The following is a 17,985-nucleotide window of genomic DNA, read 5'->3' as shown; positions in this document are numbered from 1 at the left end:
GGCGGTTTTGATACACTAAAGGGCGATACTGAAGTAGAAGGGGACGACATGTCCATGAAACGTTCTTATGTGCTCTATACGACACTTTGTGCTGTCGTAGTCGGCGCGGTACTTTGCTATATCTTCGTCTTTTCAGATGAAGAGATTCAGCGACAGGTCGCTTCGACATTTGAAAAAATTGATATTCAAACAAGTCATCAAACGGCTTCACTCCCACCCGTAGAGGCGGCCCAAGATGATGACGATATTGACACGACCGATGCACTCGAACAGATTAACCAAATCGATGAAGTGTATTACAGTGACACGATTGGGGCCTATCTCGTCATAACCGAGCAGGCTGAATTCTTTGAAGTGAGTGGAAACGGAACACGTGTCAACTCAGTACTCCAACTTGAAAATTCAGGGAAAGCCAGCCTCGATGACTTCATCGGTATGCGAATGATCAAAGAGGATTTAGTTTATGCGGTTACTGCGAACGGGACGCTTGTCACCATTGAACGGGAAGAGGGGCGCTGGGTCGAGCGGCCACGTAAACAAATCAAAGGTCTCGTGTCGGAAGACCGGATTTTTGGTCTTGGCTATGACCGTGAATCGAATCGATTGTTCATGATGAATCGGTTGGCGGACACGCCGGACCTTGAGCTCCTCTATATTGAAGAGCGGGAGATTGAACTAGAGACGCCAGTGGATGACAAGTCACAAGAAGAGTCAACTGAAGCTGACACGAGTAATGAAAATACAGAAGATCCATCAGAAGATACAGCGACAGAGAACGTCTCGACGAATGACAACGACTCGACCGAAACGGCTGCTTCTGAAGACGCACCTGACAATGGGCGAAACGTTCAAGAAGAGGATGAGAAAAAAGAACCCGAGACCGAATGGATGCTTGATTCGCGACAAGCGTTATCCGCCGACGGCATGAGTGCTTCCATCCAACAAAAATTCGAACGGTTCGAAGGCGTCGGGCTTGTCGAGAGGCAAGGACGTATCTATGTGCTCGATTCAGAAGAACTCGTCCTCTACACGGTCAACCCGGAAGAAGGGACGATCAACGGTCAGATGGTGACACCTCGTGTGTATGACTCGACCGGTATGTTTTTACAAGACAATGAAATCTTTGCAATCGTCCACCCGGAAGTATTCGATTTGGATGCCTTCGTCTCGGTGGACTGACAATGGGGGAACTATAGATGAGTAAACGTTATTTTTTTGAAGAAGTGAAGCAATTCCACGAAACATTCGGACATCCGGGAGCGGAATCTCCGCAACCGTTGACGCTTGATCGCGCGACGAAACGGTCGGTGTGGACGGCAGAGGAAGCGGTCGTCGAGTTTTTGCATCAATCGTCGCAATCGGAAGAGGAGTTCTTACAAGCCATCGAGCAATTCCAAGTAGGATTCCAAAAGGCCGTTCAAAAATCGTTACAAGACGCACGACCGTCAGATGATGTGGAACGTCTCGTCGGTCAAGGGGATGCATTAACGGACGCGTTGTATTTTGTCATGGGAAGTTTCGTTGAACTCGGGCTTGATCCCGTCCCATTGTTTGAAATCGTCCAGCGCGCCAATATGGCGAAACTTGGACCGGACGGGAAGCCGATTTTACGCGAGTCGGACAATAAAGTCATGAAACCTGAAGGGTGGATGCCGCCGGAACCAGAGCTCGAAAAAGAAGTGCGTCGTCAACTCGCAGGGAAAGAATAATCACAAACGGCTTGAGTCCTCATTAGAAAGGGTTCAAGTCGTTTTGTTGTGATTGAAGATGTGAAAGTCCTAGCGACATCATGATATTGGAACGTATAAAAATGGTGATTAGAGTAATTTGTGGTATAATTTAACATAAGTAAATGATTGAGAGAATTGATTATTGAGATGGAGGTCATTCAACTGAAAAAGTTGTTCGGTATTCTATGTTGTAGTTTAGCACTTCTATTAACAGCATGTAGTGATGATGAAAAGTCGCTAGAATCTAAACGGTCAGAGCCTGACGTTTCAATGGAAACGATAAAAATCAATGACGAGAACGAATTGACAATCGTGCCACTTTACACCCAGTACCAGCAATATTTGAACGCATCCCTTGAATCAACCGATTCGGAGGAGAGCAAACAAAACTTCAAAAAATACGTACTCGATTACATAGGGGAAGTCGGGGAGGAAGAAAAAATCGATACATCCATTTTAAAAACTGATTTTAATCTAAAGCCGACTCCTCATAAGCAACAATTGCTGAAGCAGTTAGACAAATTAATCGAGCAGCATGACGAGATTAAAGAGATTATTACATCTACTTACGCAGATTCAAATCAAATCCTTCCTAAAGAGAAGAGTACGGTGTTTATTGCCCCGTATAATCCTGAATTCTTCTATGATATTGAACCGATGAAAGGTGTAGGCGCAGCAGCATACAAAGACGCCTTCATCTTGTTTCTCGATACAGATTTTGACAAAGATGTTCTAGCCTATTCGACGGCTCACGAGTATCATCATCTAATTCTTCGTGATCAAAACGAATACAATCTTAGTTCGATTCTTGAGTCTATCATCATCGAAGGGAAAGCGGACGCATTTGCTGATCGGATTGTCAAAGGGGTTTCTCCCCCATGGCATGTGCAATTAGATGATGCGACCATGGAACACATCGCGAGTCAAGTGAATGATTATGAAACATCCTTTATTGATTTTGTAGTAGGTAATAGTCAAAAAGACATTCCGCGTTGGAGTAACTATATTCTAGGGAAGGATGTGCTCCATGACTATTTGACGTCGCACCCAGAGCTATCGATTCCCGAATGGACATTCAAAGAAGGTCATGAAATTCTAGAAGAGTACAAGTATCGAGATGTGATGAAATTGGAAAATTAAGTTGAAAAGAATATCAAAAGGCTTGACCCTGTCTCGTTCAGGGATCAAGCCTTTTGGTTGTTTTTAAGGGGGCTCGTCACGCAACGAACTTATACCCTTATCGCTGTGTAGCCAGTTCGGCTGCGTGCGATCCGGCGCAATGACCTGTCGTGAAAGCGGCCGTGATATTGTAGCCACCCGTATATCCATGGATGTCGAGTACTTCTCCTGCGAAGAAGAGACCCGGTGCTTTCTTCGACATCATCGTCTGTGGCGCAACTTCTTTGACCGATACGCCACCACCTGTGACAAACGCCTTATCAAAGTCAAGCGTACCGATGGCATGCATCTCGAACAGTTTCAAACGCGATGCGAAGTCGATGACGGATTGCTTCTTCAACTGACTCGCGTCTTCTTCGCCAAATGTGAGCTCTTCTAGCAACAAGTCAAGTAGTCGCTCGGGGATGTAGCCTTTCCACACGTTTTTAACGGCACGCTTCGGTTGGTTCTGAACTTGATTCCATAGCTCGTGGACGAGCTCATCTCGCGACGTGTCAGGGAAGAAGTCAAGTGAAAGGAGAACGACTTGTTCTTTGCTACGCTTTCGTTCTTTGATCGTGTATTGGCTACAACGGAGAGCGATTGGACCTGAAATTCCAAAATGGGTAAAAATCATGTCGCCCTGGTGCGTCGTGATGGCCTTCCCTTTTTTACCGTGTACCGTCAGCGCGACATCACGTAACGATAGCCCTTGAAGTTGTTTCGTTCCGATGAACGAATCGTTCAATTTGATTGGCACCTCTGTCGGGAAAAGTTCGGTGATTGTATGACCGGCCTTTTGTGCCCATGGATAACCGTCCCCGGTCGAACCGGTGTGTGGGACGGACTGTCCGCCGACCGCGACGACACATGCTTTTGCTTCAAGCATCTCGCCATCCATCAATTCGACAGCGTAAAACTCATTTTCTTCATTAAAATGCAGTGTTTTGACTTCGGCTTTTTTTCGAATCTCGACACCGAGGTCTTCAATCGCCCGAAGTAACGTGTTGACGACATCCTGTGCTTTATCCGTCACAGGGAACATGCGCCCATTGTCTTCCTCTTTCAGCGGAATGCCGAATCCTGTGAACAGGTCGATGATGGATTGATTGTCGAACTGGGCGAGGGCGCTATATAAAAAGCGACCATTCCCTGGAATGAATTGAATCAATTCATCGATTGGTTTTCGGTTCGTGACGTTACAGCGTCCTCCACCTGATATGGCCAATTTTCGACCGAGCTTGGATCCTTTATCGATCAACAAGGTCGAAGCACCACTTTTCGCCGCTGCATACGTTGCCATGAGACCGCTCGGGCCTCCACCGATGACGATGACATCTTTCATAGGTAATCTCCTCATTTCTTCATCTATATGATTAGTAAAATTATCGTAACTTTATTATCCGTAACAGTAAGAGTATAATGAGAAGCGGTTGTTTTGTAAAACTGAACTCATTTGAATAGTTGATTTTATAGATGGAGGTGCCTCATGTCATCAAGCGCCAAACAAGATTCCGGAAGAGCCTCCTTCGTCAAAGGAACGCTTCTTTTATCGGCGGGAAACTTGACTTCCCGAATGCTAGGACTGTTGTACACATTCCCGTTCCAAGCGATGGTCGGGATAGCCGGAGTGACGTTATATCAAGCGGCATATACGTATTACGCAATCATGATCTCGATATCGACGGCAGGTATTCCCGTTGCTGTCTCAAAATTTATCGCCAAATATAATGCGCTAGGAGAGTACGGGACAAGTCAACGATTGTTCCGTCAAGGAATGAAGCTGATGCTTGCGACCGGTGTCGTCGCTTTTTTATTACTCTTTTTTGCGGCACCATGGTTATCCGAGCTGATGGTTCGAAATTCAGAAAACAATCAGCAGTACATTGAGTCGCTCACACTCGTGACGCGAAGCGTCAGTTTTGCGTTACTGCTCATCCCGGCAATGAGTATGGTGCGTGGTTATTTCCAGGGTCATCAAGACATGGCGCCGACGGCAATTTCACAAGTCGTTGAACAAATCGTGCGCATCTTGTTCCTACTTAGTGGAACGATGCTCGTCTTATTCGTCTTTGCAGACTCTGAATTCATTCGTCCGATTGCCAATGCTCTCGGTGGGACGCAGTCGGTCGAAACGACTGAACTGAACGGATTAAAAGTCATTGCGGTCACGATTGCGACATTCAGTGCGTTCATCGGGGCAATTGGTAGTTTTGCCGTGCTCATCATGTATTGGAAACGGCGAAAAGACATTCATCGCCAGACAGAGAATCCGGCGGGCACACCCGTCCGTTCGATGAAGTCGTTGTTGCTCGAATTGCTCAGCTACTCCATTCCAATCGTGATGGTCGGGATATCGACCCCTCTCTATCAATTGATTGATCAGCTGACGATGGTCAATACGTTACTCAGCTCAGGTGCGACGGTTTCGGAAGCGACGTCGGCTTATGGATTCTTGACCGGAAACGCGCATAAAATTGTCTTGATTCCTGTATCTGTGGCAGCGAGTGTCTCGATGGCGACGATTCCACTCGTGACCCGCTCATTCACGACAGGGGACATGCAAAAGGTGCGGAATCAAGTGAACCACATTTTCCAAGTCTCGTTCTTCGTGACGATTCCTGCTGTCATCGGTCTCGTCGCCCTTGCGGAGCCATTGTTTGGTACGTTGTTCCCGGGTGACCGTGAAGGATGGGTGTATTTGTTCCACTATGCACCGAGTGCTTTCTTCTTGGCCTATTATTCGGTCGCGGCTGCGATTTTGCAAGGAATCAATCGTCAATACTTCACCATTTTTGCTACTTCAATGGGTCTGTTGGCAAAACTTGCTCTGAACGTGCCGTTCGTCTATTGGCTTGGTGGCATCGGTGCAGGTTATGCGACGATTGCTGGATACATTGTGGCAATCGTGCTCATGGTATGGATGATTCAGCGCTCTCTTCACTTCCCGTATAAGCAATTGCTCCGTCGGACCATCTTGATGTTCTTGATGGGGGCGGCGATGTTTGCGGCTGTGTATCTGTCACTTCTTATCACCTTGAATGAAGAAGCGAGTTGGGGGAACGACATCTTTGCGACTGTCGTTGGAGTGACCATCGGGATTCTCGTATACGGTTACCTCGGTTGGCGGAGCCACCTTGCAGGAAAATTATTAGGGAAACGCTTTGAATATCGGAGGAAAAAGTAATGCGAATTGATAAGTTGTTAGCGAACATGGGATACGGTTCACGAAAAGATGTAAAGATTCTATTGAAACAAGGTGCGGTAAGAGTAGATGATGCACCTGTGAAAGATGCCAAACGGCACGTCGACCCAACATCTGAGAAAGTCACGGTGCTTGGGGAAGTGGTCGAATATCGTCCATATATCTATTTCATGATGAACAAGTCGGAAGGAGTCGTCAGCGCAACGGAAGATCGAGTCGAGACGACAGTCATCGACTTGATTGATCCGGAGTATGCCCATTATGACCTCTTCCCGGTCGGACGTCTCGATAAAGATACGACAGGGCTTCTCCTCATCACAAACGATGGTGCATTCAATCATGCGCTCATGTCACCTCGCAAGCACGTCGACAAGGTGTATATCGCTGAAGTCGATGGAGAGATGACGGCAGAGGACATCAAGACGTTTGCGAACGGCGTTGAGTTAGAGGATGGGTATACGACAAAGCCGGCTCGTCTCGAGATTCTGAGCCGGAGCGAACGTCGCTCTGTCATCCGTCTTACATTGTCTGAGGGGAAATATCACCAAGTGAAACGAATGGTCGCGGCGGTAGGCAAACATGTCGAGCGATTGGAGCGTGTTCAAATCGGCGCGCTAGAACTCGATGAATCGCTTGAACTCGGGGCATATCGTGAGTTGACGGAAGAAGAAGTTCAACTGTTTCTTCAATAATAAATAATTAAAGAGGTGAGAGAGAATCTGTCCGATGGGACGGATTCTCTTTTTCATAAAAAAGAGACCTTGATGCCAGGTCTCTTGAATCTACATATACTTTTTCAATTTGCCGTCTTGAGTGTACGTTTAGACGACGTCCACGTGCCCCGGCTAGGACTCTTCACAAGGTTATTGTACTCAAGCACGTTCAAATCACGTTGCACCGTACGGGACGTGATGCCGAACTCTTCTACTAGTTCTGAAGTGGTAACGGATTCCCTTTCATTGATGAACAAATAAATGGACTTGATGCGTGTTAACATCCGATCTGTTGAGCCTTTCATTGGATAACCTCCCAATGTGTAGAATAATGTTAAACCATACCTACAGACGACAAAATGAAATATAAAATTGTTATTTTCTAAAATTACACCTTTAGTATACCGCTCTCGTGGGAAAATGCAAGTAGAAAGAACGAACAATTTGATTGTAAATATTTGATTATGAACGTAAATGGCGAATGAATAATGTTATTTTAGATTAAAAATAAGGTTAAACACGAACGAAAAAAACTTTTCTAAATGAATGTTCGTCTTTCATACATTTGGATATACTAGTAAGGGAGAGAACATTCGCAAAAGGGGAGATGAACATGAATTGGAGACAAGAAGTCGACAATCGTAAAGATGCATTTTTGGAAGATTTAAAAGGATTATTACAAATCCCTAGTGTGCTCGATGAATCGAAAGCCGCACCGAACATGCCGTTTGGACCAGAGGTTCGAAAGGCACTCGATTACATGTTTGATATGGGTGAGCGTGACGGATTCAGAACGAAGGATGTCGGCGGTTTCGCAGGACATTTAGAGTATGGAGATGGCGAGGAAATCGTCGGGATCTTGTGTCATCTTGATGTGGTTCCTGCAGGTGAAGGATGGACGTATGGTGCATTCAATCCGACGATCACAGACGGAAAAATTGTTGCCCGTGGAAGCAATGATGATAAAGGGCCATCGATGGCCGCTTATTACGGTTTACGCATCGTCAAAGAACTCGGTTTACCGCTCTCTAAGCGAGTCCGCTTAATTGCAGGTTGTGATGAGGAAAGTGAGTGGCGCTGCGTTCGTGAATACTTCAAGCAAGAACAGATGCCAACGTACGGTTTCGCACCAGATGCTGACTTCCCGATTATCAATGCGGAGAAAGGATTGTATGACGGCGTATTGACGCAACTTCCGATTCAGCGCGTATCAGAATCTGCATATCATCTTATTTCGTTCTCAAGTGGGGAGCGGCCGAATATGGTCCCGGACTTTGCGAAAGCTGAATTGAAGACAGACGAGGTACTTGAAGAGAAATTCGAAGCTTATTTAGCGAAGTATGAAGCAGATGGGACGTGTATCTACGACCGTGGAACCTATACGTTCACGATGAAGGGGAAAGCAGCGCATGCGATGGAGCCGGATAACGGGATCAATGCCGCTTACGTCCTTGCCGGATTTTTATTGCACCTTCCGCTCGACATTCAAGGGGAGCGCTACATCGAACTCGTTCGTCATGTATTCGCAGACTCGCGCGGCATTTCTCTCGGGATTGAAGCGAGCGATGAGACGGGCGATTTGACAATCAACGGAGGCGTGTTCCGCTACAGTGAAGAAGAACGCACAGCAACGGTCAACATTCGCTATCCATATACAGCGAAATTCGAAGAACGTTTACAAAACCTTCGCGAAATCGCCTTGTCTCTTGGGTTCGAGTTGAAGACGCGACAACATATGCCACCGCATCATGTCGCAGAAGATCATCCACTCGTGAAGACATTGGCAGGCGTGTACGAGCGTCAAACGGGTGAGCATGCAAATTTGATGGCAATCGGAGGCGGAACGTACGCCCGTTCACTCGAAGCCGGGGTCGCGTTCGGAGCATTATTCCCAGGCGCTAAAGATGTGGCACATCAGGTCGATGAATATATGGAGATAGAAGATTTATTACGTGCTGCAGCCATCTACGCTGAAGCCATTTACGAGCTCGCTAAATAAGAAACAAGGAGAGCTGGCTGGTATAGTCGGCTCTCTGTCCTTAAGGAAGGAAGTTATCATTGGATTCGCAAAAAAGATTGTTTCAGTCAGTGTACGTCGCGATTTTCTTCGCACAAGGGGCGTTAATCCCTTACATGACCTTGTATTTTTCGCAAACTAAATTTGGACTGACACCGAGTCAGGTCGGAATCATCGTCGCTATCTTACCGATTCTCTCGATCGGGGTACAACCGCTTTGGGGCATGTTGACCGATCGTACAGGTCGGGTTCGGGCTTGGCTCATTCTCGCGATGGTAAGTGCCGCCCTTATTTCGTTCACCTTTTTAGTTGCGACCTCATACGTTTGGATTATCGTGCTCATGGTGATTTGGTCGGTGTTCCAATGTGCCCATATTCCACTCGTGGACATGATGACGCTCGATTATACGACGCGCTCAAAAGTCGATTATGGTGCGATTCGTCTATATGGGTCGGCCGGTTTCGCTATCGCTGTATTTGCTATGGGTCGAATTTCTGACACGACATGGGGACTAGCTAGTACGTTCGTCTTAAGTGCGATTCTTCTCCTCATCGGAAGTGTGTTCGTCCGAATGATTCCGGAGAAACGCTCGGTTCGTGACGTGACCTTGGCCCCCGTCTCATGGACGGCCGTGTGGAACAAGTATTTTGTGTTTTTCTTACTTGGTGGGATGCTCGTTTTCGGACCAATTTATGCGAACAACTATTACTTTGGGCTGTATGTGACAAGTAGTGGGGGTTCGACGACGTTAGTCGGAACATTATTCCTCGTTGCGGTGCTGTTTGAGATCCCGTTCATGAAAGTGGCTTCTCAGCTTATGGAACGTTACGGAAGTGTCAGTGTGTTGGTTGGTGCAGCCATCATCTCGGCTGTGCGGAACGGGATACTCGCTTTAGAACCACCGATTTGGGTCGTATGGCTCCTCGCCATCGCGCAAGGTCTCGTCGTCGGGCTTTTAATTCCGGTCGCGCTTCAGTTCGTTCGGACGCTCGTCGACCGGCAAGTTTCCTCGACGGCAATCGGAGTATACATGGCATTGACATCAGGACTTGCCACGGCAGGATTTAATATGTTGAGTGGTAAAATTATTGAACTCGATGACATTTTAGGAGTGTTTTGGATGTATACGATCGTTACGGCACTCGGGGCATTGATTTGGATTGGGATGTCACGTCGCGCTACGAAAGGATGATCAAGATGAGTACGCATTATTTTATTGCGATTCCCTTTGAGGCGACCGAACTAATTAATGTACAGCGTGCTATTTTGCCTTATTATTCGTATCGGCGTATTTATCGACCGGACGAATTTCATATGACGATTCAATTTTTAGGATACGTAGACGGAGAAGAACTGGATGCAGTGAAAGAAATCACACGTAGAATCTGTGAAGATACGCTACCGTTCACGTTGACGTTTCATTCCATCGATCATTTTGGTAGACCAGATCGTCCACGCGTTCTGACAATCGTGCCGGATGATTCGGAGCCCCTTCAGCGGTTGGCGCACGCACTCCGTCAGGAACTTGTCGACGTGATCCCAAGATTGGATCGAAAGGCGTTTGTCCCTCATGTGACGCTCGCAAAAAAATGGGATGCCGGGGAACGCGTTCCCTACGTATCACCCGATTTTCAAGTGACTGAATCTGTAGAAGAAGTGATTCTGTATGAAGTACAGCCGCATCATACACCTGCCTATCGGGCAATAGAAGTATTTCCGTTAAGACGGCCAGAGGAGGACATATGGCAATCCCGGTTAAAGTTTTTGACGTAATTTCAAAATATGAACGTGATGTATTAGACCAATATAATCGCTATCTGGAGTATGTGGACTCCGATACGGCACGTCTACAGCGCCTTCACGAGAACAATCGCCTAAGCCCGGTCGAAGTGCTCGAAATCGACCGACCATGGTGGAAGTTTTGGGCGAAGACAGAGCGAATCGAATTGGAGCCAAAATCGCTCTCTGAATCACAATATCAAAAGATGTTACGGGAACGACGACACATTCAAAAACTTCAATTTGCCTGTGAAGGTGTACTCGAAGCTGATTTGCCGCATTTGGCATTTACTCGAGACTTTGCCTATCGGATGATGCGCTCCGAGTGGAATGAACGACACTTCTTCTTGTATCGCCCAGTCATCGAATGGAGCGGTGCGAGCGTAGAATTAAGTCATATCATCGTTGGCCCAACGCATCTCTATGTCGTGGAATGGCTCGAAGGAGACCGAAGTATCTATCACATATCAAAAGAGAAGACATGGGTTCATCAACCGTTGAAAGGGGAAAATACTCGTGTAGTGAACCCGCTCATCGCATTGACAAGAACGGAAGAACTTGTTCGACAGATTTTACCGAACTATGCGGGGGTATTGCACAAAGTCGTCGTTGCGACAGATGGGTACTTCGATAACGTTCCAAACGTTCGATCGACACATTATGTGGGACGGAATGAGTATACAGAATGGATGAAACAAGTGAACGGGCGCGCGCCGATTGTTAAAGCGCAGCAAATTCGGGATGTCGCTACCTTATTAGAGGTGACAGCCGAGATGCCGTTTCGCCAATTTATGGATCAGTGATTGAGAGGAAGGGAAGCATATGCATCATACACCAGATCAAAAGACCGCCTCGCATGTAAGCATCGAGAGTGCGTCTTTCGTATCATTTGAGACAATACAACTTGAGATTTTGCGCGAATATGAATCCGTTCCAGTACAAATTGAGCAAAATGGACGCCCCATCGATTACTTAGTCGAGCACCAACATGTGACGGAGTCGGGGAGGGTCGAACAAATTCTTCGTCTAAATGAACCAATAGCTCTAGATATGATGTATACAGTGTTTCATCCGGGACAAAAAACGATGGTCATTATTCCTCGAGAAGTCGTTCGTTCGGAAGAATTCGAACGTCGATTTTCATATGACGGTCCTCTCGGTGTGTCGTTTGCGCCGAATGGGATAGAAGTGGTGGTGTGGTCGCCTGTCGCCCTCTCTATGTGGATTACAATCCATGACGACACAAACCATCGTGAAATGGAACGGTTTCGTATGAATCGCGGCTCCCGTGGCGAGTGGAATGGGGAAGTGCCGAAAGAATTCGAAGGAATGCTGTATCGTTTAGAAGTGAAGACACCGGTCGATACAAGGCAAGTCGTTGATCCTTATGCAAGAGCTGTCAGTTTGAACGGAGAGTATGGGGTGTTGTCGGACGTGGCCCAATTCGTCCGTGAACAAGTCGAACGTGTATCCCGTCCACCGTTATGGAAAGCGACGGATGCGGTCATTTATGAATTGCATATCCGAGATTTCACTAGCCATCCTTCATCGAAGAGTCAACTAAAAGGTCTATATGGAGGGGTTACGGAACAAGGAGTTCGGACGAAAGGGGATCATAGTGCCGGACTCGACTATCTGAAAGAACTCGGGGTGACCCATGTTCAGTTGTTACCCGTCCATGATTTTGGAAGCGTCGATGAAGCGACGCGTATGCCGTACAATTGGGGATACGACCCGATTCATTGGTTCAGTTTAGAAGGAAGTTACGCTTCGAGACCGGATGTACCGATGGGTCGTGTATTCGAGTATGCGACACTCGTCTCTGACCTCCATCAAGTGGGTCTACGTGTCGTCACAGACGTCGTGATGAATCACATATACATTCGTGAACAGTCCCCGCTAGAAGCGCTCGTTCCGTATTATTATTTTAGATACGAGCATGATGGCACAGTTGCAAATGGGACCGGCGTCGGAAATGACACGGCCTCGGAACGCTATATGATGCGACGGATGATTGTGGACTTCGTGACCTATTTCGCGACAACGTATCAAGTCGATGGATTCCGCTTTGACTTGATGGGTATTCATGATGTGGAGACGATGAATCAGGTGCGGGCAGCTCTCGATAAAATCGATCCATCCATCCTTGTTTATGGAGAAGGATGGGACTTGGCCACACCGCTCGGTCAGTCATTAAAGGCAACATCACAAAATGCCGCTCAGATGCCCCGAGTTGGACATTTTAATGACATGATTCGAGATGCGCTGAAAGGTTCGACTTTCAATGACCGGGAACGTGGATTTATTTCTGGAAATGAGTGGAGGGAGTGGGAGCTACGCGAATGTCTCACCGGTGCCGTCCATATTCCGAACGTGACGGTCGGACGCTTTCCGAGCCCGACATACTCCATCAATTATGCCGAAGCCCATGATAATTACACGATTTTTGATAAATTGAAATTGTCATGCGAAGAAATCGATGAAGCGACTCGCCTCGCCATGCAACGTTTGGCTAATGCGGTGGTCATCACGTCTCAAGGGATTCCGTTTATTCACGCTGGTCAAGAATTCGGACGTACGAAGCAAGGTGTAGAAAATAGCTATAACTCACCGGACCATATCAATCACTTTGATTGGGATTTACGTGATACGCGAGTCAACGAAATCGAGTATGTGAAGACGCTCCTGAAGCTGCGGCGACTCCATACGTGTTTCCGCTATGATTCGCGTCAAGAAGTAATCGATCACTTTACGTTTCTTCCTTCACCGCCTGGTGTCATCATTTATGAGTTGACGGCCGGTCATTCGTATGATGCGTGGCAACGGGTACGGGTATATGTAAATGGGACGTTTGAAAATCTATCATTCACGAGCGATGCAAAATGGAATGTCTATGTTCAAGGTGAAACGGCCAGTCTCGTCCCGCTCGTACGAAACCCTGAAAACATTCAAGTCAAGTCGTTGTCAATGACGATTCTCGCATGTTAAGATGTTGATTGTATCTCTTTAATTTCAAGTAAGATTTGAGCGTGATGAATATGTATTCAGATATAGTCGGTGCGCTCGGTAAAGAGTGGACAGTCGCTTCAGCCGGAGGAATTACCGGAGAAGCGTATGTAGCGACGACGCGCCAACAGAAGATTTTTGTGAAACGGAATTCTTCTCCGTTCTTGGCGATTCTTTCAGCAGAAGGAATTGTTCCAAAACTTCTTTGGACAAAACGAATGTTTAACGGGGATGTGTTAAGTGCCCAACAGTTTATTGAAGGTCGTGAACTTTCGCCAGACGATATGAAGCGACCAGATGTCGCGGCACAGCTCGGAAAGATTCATGATTCGAAAGAGCTATTATTCATGTTACAACAATTAAATCACACACCAGTGACGCCGCACTTATTGCTCCGTCAGTGTGAAGCATATGAACAAGATGAGACGGACCCGACGATTGGAGAGGCTGTACAATGGTTAAAGCACCATTTGCCAAAAGTCGATGAGCAAGAGTTCGTCGTGTGTCATTCCGACTTAAACCATAATAATTGGATTGAAGATGAGAGCGGTCTTCTCTACCTAACAGATTGGGATGATGCCATCATCGCGGACCGCGCGTTTGATTTGGCGATGGTTGTCTACAGTTATGTCGATGAAACGGAATGGGAGCGTTGGTTTTCGCATTATGGAGTATGTGTCTCGAACAAGCTTCATAATCGTATGCATTGGTATGCGATCGCCCAAACGATTTTGACGATTTATGGGGAAGAGAACGATTCTGCGCGAACAGAAGGCTTTCATGTGTTACGTGAGTTGATGGACGAGGCGTATGAGCGAATTAACTAAAAGGGATGGCTGAGCGCCACCCCTTTTTGAATGTGTTAAATGTCGTCTGGATTCATGAAGAAAGCCCAAACGAACGTTGCGATGACACCAGCGAAAAACGTGAGTGGAGCTGCGTAAAAAATTAGGAATTGATCTAATGTACTCATCTTATATAACCTCCTTGTGAAGGATGATTCACGTTCATTAAACTATGATTTCGTGTATAATCGCAAGAGGACTGCTCGTTCGAAACGTGCATCCCCCCATTAAACTTGAACATTTGATGAACGAAAGGTAGGATTTTCATGCGTTTACGACATAAGCCTTGGGCAAAAGAATATATGGAAGCCCAAGAACACGTATTTATTCAACACCCTGATCAGCTGAAAGGAAAGTGGGAAACCGAGTTCGGGAATGACCACCCTCTCTTTATTGAAGTTGGTTCAGGCAAAGGGCAATTCATTTTAGGGATGGCAAACCAACATCCGGATGTGAACTTCATCGCAATTGAATTATTTGAGAGTGTAGCCGTCTCAATCGTTCAAAAATTAGTCGAATCACCGATGCCGAACGTGAGAGTTTTGACGGTCGATGCGAAGCATCTCACCGACTATTTTGAAGCGGGCGAAGTCGATCGCGTATACTTAAACTTCTCGGATCCATGGCCAAAAACGCGCCATGCGAAACGTCGCTTAACGTATAAGACGTTTTTAGCGACATATGAGGCGATTCTTCCGAAAGCAGGAGAGATTCATTTTAAGACGGACAACCGTGGACTCTTTGAATATTCGCTTCAAAGCATGAGCCAATACGGAATGTTCTTCACAGATATTTCACTTGATTTACACGTGAGTGAACCAGAAGATAATATTCGAACAGAGTATGAAGAGCGTTTCAGTGCGCTCGGTCAACCTATCTATCGTATGGAAGCCGTCTTTCGTCCGAAAAATTGACACGCTTTTTTCTTATTTTAATAGTATTTTCTTCACACTTTTTTCTTTCTTCTTGGTACAATAAGAATGACGCTAAACTGGAATAAGAGAAGGGGGAACATGGGGATGTTGAAAAAAGCATGGGCAAGCCTGCTTGCAGTAATCTTCATTCTAACAATCGCACCAATGAATACCTCAGCGAATGAAGCGTTCTTGGACGCACTCGAAGAGGATTTGAAAGCGACGCATTACGACTATAAAGAAGGAACGGCTGAAATCATCAAAGAAGAGACACTTCGCCATTCAAATGGGAATGAAGTGATTGCGGCTGTCGTAGAACTCGATACGATTCGTGATGGCATCTTCATCACTCGTAAAACGGAGTATCATTACTTTGATGCGACAGACAACAAAATCCTTTCATCAGCAGACCTCGTAGAAGTTGAAGGAGCAGCTGAATTCGCAGATACGAACATCGACATGCTCGGTCAACAAATTGTCTACTGGTTGCCAGTATTGGTATTGCTTCTATTGATTGCGATTCCAGCACTTATTTTGTTCTTGGTCGTACCACGTTTCTATTCAACTAGTCCATATATGAATCCTGTATATGAAAAGAATGACAACCCACGTTAACACATAAAAGCACCCCGTTCTCATGAACGGGGTGCTTTTATGTTTACTGTTGTTTCAATTGTTCTACGATGTCAGACAATGACATGTCGTTTCCTGAGGAGACGGATGCGATGAAGGCGCTCTCGACAATGGGACCGTCGAAAAATGCGACTTCTTTGTCTCCTTCGTACATGTCGATTGCGAGTTCAGCATTCATCGTAGCCGAGCCGATATCACTGAGGAGAAGTGCTTCTCCTTTGACATCGTTCAGTGCTGTCAAAATGCGGTTGACGTCCGTTCCGATTGCCCCGTCTTCGAGACCTCCGGCTAAATGAATAGGGACAACCGGCGCCATCTCCTTCATGAGATCTTGAATACCTTCCGCAATTTTAGAGCTGTGTGAGACGATAATCAGTTCAACGATGTCAATCGACCTCCTTCATGATGGCGGCTAACAGGATTGAACTTGAGAGGGCGCCAGGGTCGACCGTCCCCCGTGAGTTTTCGCCAAAATATGAGGCTCTGCCTTTTGTTGCCACCATATCTTCTGTTTTTTGTACGAGTTCGTCTAATTGCTGTTTGTAGTCGTTCCCTTGCTTTACATGCTCAAGGAATGGATCCCAAACATCAACCATCGTTTTTTGACCGACCTCAGACTTTCCTCGTGCTTTAATTGAATTCGAACCTTCTTGGAGTGCTTCTATGAGCAAGTTGAAATCAGCTTCAGTCGCATCTCCGAACTTGGTAGCCATCTTCACAAAAGCGGAACCATACAGCGGTCCGGCAGCGCCACCTACTTTCGACATAAGCGTCATACCAACTTTTTTACTTATCGCTCCGAGAGAGTCATAATCTTCGTCTAGAATGGAAGAGACAGCATCGAACCCACGAGACATATTGATCCCATGATCGCCGTCACCGATAGCCCGGTCTAAATCTGTCAACGTGTCTTTTTGTTCTTCGATTCCAATCTGTGCGTCGCGTAACGCCTGCTTCATCCGTTCAATCGTCAACATAAACCAAACACCCCATTCATCAAATTTTAAATCCAAGTGCCGCAGATGGGGCATCTAAATAGGACGTCATCTCATCATCGAGCGGTAATAATGTAATCGAGAACCCATGCATCTCAAGTGACGTCATATAGTTGCCGACGTATTTTCGTTTCAAAGTATATCCAGCGGCTTCAAGTTTTTCTGCAACGAAGTGATACGTCACGTATAACTCAGATAGTGGAGTTCCGCCCATCCCGTTCACCATGACAGCGACTTCGCCAGGTTCGACTTCTTTTTTCAAATGACTGAGTAAATCATCGACGATTTGGTCGACATCGCTCGTCGGTTTACGTTCGACACCACGCTCCCCGTGAATTCCAATCCCAATCTCCATCTCTTCCTCGTTCAAGTCGAAACCGGGCTTGGCGCTAACTGGCATATAACAAGGTTCTACAGCCATTCCCATCGAACGGACATGAGAGGCTACTTTTTCAGCAATTGCTTTGACTTCTTCGAGTGATTTCCCGCTTGCTGCAGCAGCGCCCGCGATTTTATGAACGAAGACAGTCCCGGCAACGCCTCGACGATCTTCTTTATTCGAAATGGCGACATCATCCGCGACAACGACGTGGTCGACTTTGATGCCGTCCCCTTCGGCCAGTTCCGCGGCAAGTTCGAAGTTCATTACATCCCCCGAATAGTTTTTCACAATTAACAGGACGCCGTTTCCGCCATCGGCCGCTTTGATTCCTTCGAGCACCATGTCCGGAGTAGGGGATGTAAATACTTCCCCGCAAACTGCGGCATCGAGCATACCGTCCCCGACATATCCGGCGTGTGCCGGCTCGTGACCACTACCGCCACCAGAGACGAGTCCTACTTTTCCAGACTTAGCTCCACTGGCCCGACAGATGACATTGACATCGTCGACACGACCATACAATTCAGGATGGGCATGGACCATACCTTCTACCATTTGTGTTACGAGTTCACTTGCTTCACCGATTAGCTTTTTCACGCGAGATCAC

19 protein-coding genes are annotated in these 17,985 nt (G+C 46.6%); 13 read left to right on the top strand and 6 right to left on the bottom strand.

The window, feature by feature from the left end; translation table 11 throughout:
• The first annotated feature begins 54 nt into the window (after positions 1-54).
• The 3 genes from KNO98_RS04405 (at position 55) to KNO98_RS04395 (ending at position 2,870) form a co-directional block, all read left to right on the top strand.
• On the top strand, positions 55-1,179 hold the full coding sequence (locus KNO98_RS04405; RefSeq protein WP_251129420.1) for a hypothetical protein: 1,125 nt from the start codon (positions 55-57) through the stop codon (positions 1,177-1,179).
• A gap of 17 nt (positions 1,180-1,196) precedes the next feature.
• Entirely contained in the window at positions 1,197-1,709 is a 513-nt protein-coding gene (locus KNO98_RS04400) for a pyrophosphohydrolase domain-containing protein (RefSeq protein ID WP_214699263.1), read from the top strand.
• Positions 1,710-1,856: 147 nt separating this feature from the next.
• Positions 1,857-2,870, top strand: coding sequence for a DUF2268 domain-containing putative Zn-dependent protease (locus KNO98_RS04395; protein ID WP_251129421.1), 1,014 nt, complete (start codon positions 1,857-1,859; stop codon positions 2,868-2,870).
• A 97-nt stretch (positions 2,871-2,967) separates the two neighbouring features.
• Here the strand turns inward: KNO98_RS04395 and KNO98_RS04390 are convergent, their stop codons facing one another.
• Complete coding sequence (locus KNO98_RS04390; protein ID WP_214699261.1) at positions 2,968-4,233, bottom strand: BaiN/RdsA family NAD(P)/FAD-dependent oxidoreductase; 1,266 nt, start codon at positions 4,231-4,233, stop codon at positions 2,968-2,970.
• 144 nt (positions 4,234-4,377) lie between these two features.
• Between KNO98_RS04390 and KNO98_RS04385 the strand changes: the two genes are divergently transcribed.
• Positions 4,378-6,075, top strand: coding sequence for a putative polysaccharide biosynthesis protein (locus KNO98_RS04385; RefSeq protein ID WP_214699259.1), 1,698 nt, complete (start codon positions 4,378-4,380; stop codon positions 6,073-6,075).
• Positions 6,075-6,785: a pseudouridine synthase gene (locus KNO98_RS04380; RefSeq protein ID WP_214699257.1), complete on the top strand. Its 711-nt coding sequence runs from the start codon at positions 6,075-6,077 to the stop codon at positions 6,783-6,785. Before KNO98_RS04385 ends, KNO98_RS04380 begins: the two co-directional genes overlap by 1 nt.
• Before the next feature lie 104 nt (positions 6,786-6,889).
• Here KNO98_RS04380 and KNO98_RS04375 read toward each other — a convergent pair whose 3' ends face one another.
• Positions 6,890-7,111 carry a DeoR family transcriptional regulator gene (locus KNO98_RS04375; protein ID WP_026825552.1) on the bottom strand — a complete coding sequence of 74 codons (222 nt, stop codon included), beginning with the start codon at positions 7,109-7,111 and terminating at the stop codon, positions 6,890-6,892.
• Between the two features lie 308 nt (positions 7,112-7,419).
• Between KNO98_RS04375 and pepV the strand changes: the two genes are divergently transcribed.
• From pepV to KNO98_RS04345, 6 genes are read left to right on the top strand one after another with little or no spacing between them, the layout of a single operon-like run.
• A complete protein-coding gene (gene pepV, locus KNO98_RS04370) occupies positions 7,420-8,805 on the top strand; it encodes a dipeptidase PepV (protein ID WP_214699255.1) in 1,386 nt (461 codons plus the stop codon).
• Between the two features lie 59 nt (positions 8,806-8,864).
• Complete coding sequence (locus KNO98_RS04365; protein WP_214699253.1) at positions 8,865-10,016, top strand: MFS transporter; 1,152 nt, start codon at positions 8,865-8,867, stop codon at positions 10,014-10,016.
• Positions 10,017-10,021: 5 nt separating this feature from the next.
• Complete coding sequence (gene thpR / locus KNO98_RS04360) at positions 10,022-10,597, top strand: RNA 2',3'-cyclic phosphodiesterase (protein WP_214699251.1); 576 nt, start codon at positions 10,022-10,024, stop codon at positions 10,595-10,597.
• Positions 10,567-11,406 carry an NERD domain-containing protein gene (locus tag KNO98_RS04355; protein ID WP_214699249.1) on the top strand — a complete coding sequence of 280 codons (840 nt, stop codon included), beginning with the start codon at positions 10,567-10,569 and terminating at the stop codon, positions 11,404-11,406. The genes thpR and KNO98_RS04355 overlap by 31 nt, the downstream gene beginning before the upstream one ends.
• 19 nt (positions 11,407-11,425) lie before the next feature.
• Positions 11,426-13,591, top strand: coding sequence for a type I pullulanase (pulA, locus tag KNO98_RS04350; protein WP_214699247.1), 2,166 nt, complete (start codon positions 11,426-11,428; stop codon positions 13,589-13,591).
• A 44-nt stretch (positions 13,592-13,635) separates the two neighbouring features.
• On the top strand, positions 13,636-14,436 hold the full coding sequence (locus tag KNO98_RS04345) for a phosphotransferase family protein (protein WP_235181831.1): 801 nt from the start codon (positions 13,636-13,638) through the stop codon (positions 14,434-14,436).
• Positions 14,437-14,471: 35 nt separating this feature from the next.
• Here KNO98_RS04345 and KNO98_RS14875 read toward each other — a convergent pair whose 3' ends face one another.
• Positions 14,472-14,582 carry a cytochrome bd oxidase small subunit CydS gene (locus tag KNO98_RS14875; RefSeq protein ID WP_407636718.1) on the bottom strand — a complete coding sequence of 37 codons (111 nt, stop codon included), beginning with the start codon at positions 14,580-14,582 and terminating at the stop codon, positions 14,472-14,474.
• A 138-nt stretch (positions 14,583-14,720) separates the two neighbouring features.
• Between KNO98_RS14875 and trmB the strand changes: the two genes are divergently transcribed.
• Positions 14,721-15,368 carry a tRNA (guanosine(46)-N7)-methyltransferase TrmB gene (trmB, locus tag KNO98_RS04340; protein ID WP_214699245.1) on the top strand — a complete coding sequence of 216 codons (648 nt, stop codon included), beginning with the start codon at positions 14,721-14,723 and terminating at the stop codon, positions 15,366-15,368.
• Between the two features lie 105 nt (positions 15,369-15,473).
• The gene (locus KNO98_RS04335) at positions 15,474-15,983 is read left to right on the top strand and encodes a hypothetical protein (protein WP_235181832.1); all 510 of its coding nucleotides are present in this window, start codon (positions 15,474-15,476) and stop codon (positions 15,981-15,983) included.
• Between the two features lie 43 nt (positions 15,984-16,026).
• On the opposite strand, the gene dhaM is transcribed toward KNO98_RS04335, so the two are convergent.
• The 3 genes from dhaM to dhaK are packed head-to-tail and all read right to left on the bottom strand — an operon-like array spanning position 16,027 to position 17,975.
• A complete protein-coding gene (dhaM, locus tag KNO98_RS04330; protein ID WP_353047730.1) occupies positions 16,027-16,371 on the bottom strand; it encodes a dihydroxyacetone kinase phosphoryl donor subunit DhaM in 345 nt (114 codons plus the stop codon).
• A 16-nt stretch (positions 16,372-16,387) separates the two neighbouring features.
• Positions 16,388-16,978: a dihydroxyacetone kinase subunit DhaL gene (gene dhaL / locus KNO98_RS04325; protein ID WP_214699240.1), complete on the bottom strand. Its 591-nt coding sequence runs from the start codon at positions 16,976-16,978 to the stop codon at positions 16,388-16,390.
• A gap of 19 nt (positions 16,979-16,997) precedes the next feature.
• Positions 16,998-17,975, bottom strand: a complete 978-nt coding sequence (gene dhaK, locus KNO98_RS04320) for a dihydroxyacetone kinase subunit DhaK (RefSeq protein ID WP_026825563.1) — start codon at positions 17,973-17,975, stop codon at positions 16,998-17,000.
• Positions 17,976-17,985: the final 10 nt, after the last annotated feature.

The organism is Exiguobacterium sp. s57 (assembly GCF_018617685.1).
Taxonomy (GTDB): Bacteria; Bacillota; Bacilli; order Exiguobacteriales; family Exiguobacteriaceae; genus Exiguobacterium; species Exiguobacterium marinum.
This window is presented reverse-complemented; position numbering and strand designations above follow the sequence as displayed.

Excerpts from the sequence above, each read along its gene's own strand:
- dhaL (WP_214699240.1), bottom strand. The coding sequence starts at position 16,978 with ATGTTGACGATTGAACGGATGAAGCAGGCGTTACGCGACGCACAGATT.
- KNO98_RS04380 (WP_214699257.1), top strand. The coding sequence starts at position 6,075 with ATGCGAATTGATAAGTTGTTAGCGAACATGGGATACGGTTCACGAAAA.
- trmB (WP_214699245.1), top strand. The coding sequence starts at position 14,721 with ATGCGTTTACGACATAAGCCTTGGGCAAAAGAATATATGGAAGCCCAA.
- KNO98_RS04345 (WP_235181831.1), top strand. The coding sequence starts at position 13,636 with ATGAATATGTATTCAGATATAGTCGGTGCGCTCGGTAAAGAGTGGACA.
- pepV (WP_214699255.1), top strand. The coding sequence starts at position 7,420 with ATGAATTGGAGACAAGAAGTCGACAATCGTAAAGATGCATTTTTGGAA.
- KNO98_RS04400 (WP_214699263.1), top strand. The coding sequence starts at position 1,197 with ATGAGTAAACGTTATTTTTTTGAAGAAGTGAAGCAATTCCACGAAACA.
- KNO98_RS04355 (WP_214699249.1), top strand. The coding sequence starts at position 10,567 with ATGGCAATCCCGGTTAAAGTTTTTGACGTAATTTCAAAATATGAACGT.
- KNO98_RS04335 (WP_235181832.1), top strand. The coding sequence starts at position 15,474 with ATGTTGAAAAAAGCATGGGCAAGCCTGCTTGCAGTAATCTTCATTCTA.
- pulA (WP_214699247.1), top strand. The coding sequence starts at position 11,426 with ATGCATCATACACCAGATCAAAAGACCGCCTCGCATGTAAGCATCGAG.
- KNO98_RS04405 (WP_251129420.1), top strand. The coding sequence starts at position 55 with ATGAAACGTTCTTATGTGCTCTATACGACACTTTGTGCTGTCGTAGTC.
- KNO98_RS14875 (WP_407636718.1), bottom strand. The coding sequence starts at position 14,582 with ATGAGTACATTAGATCAATTCCTAATTTTTTACGCAGCTCCACTCACG.
- KNO98_RS04385 (WP_214699259.1), top strand. The coding sequence starts at position 4,378 with ATGTCATCAAGCGCCAAACAAGATTCCGGAAGAGCCTCCTTCGTCAAA.
- KNO98_RS04375 (WP_026825552.1), bottom strand. The coding sequence starts at position 7,111 with ATGAAAGGCTCAACAGATCGGATGTTAACACGCATCAAGTCCATTTAT.
- thpR (WP_214699251.1), top strand. The coding sequence starts at position 10,022 with ATGAGTACGCATTATTTTATTGCGATTCCCTTTGAGGCGACCGAACTA.
- KNO98_RS04390 (WP_214699261.1), bottom strand. The coding sequence starts at position 4,233 with ATGAAAGATGTCATCGTCATCGGTGGAGGCCCGAGCGGTCTCATGGCA.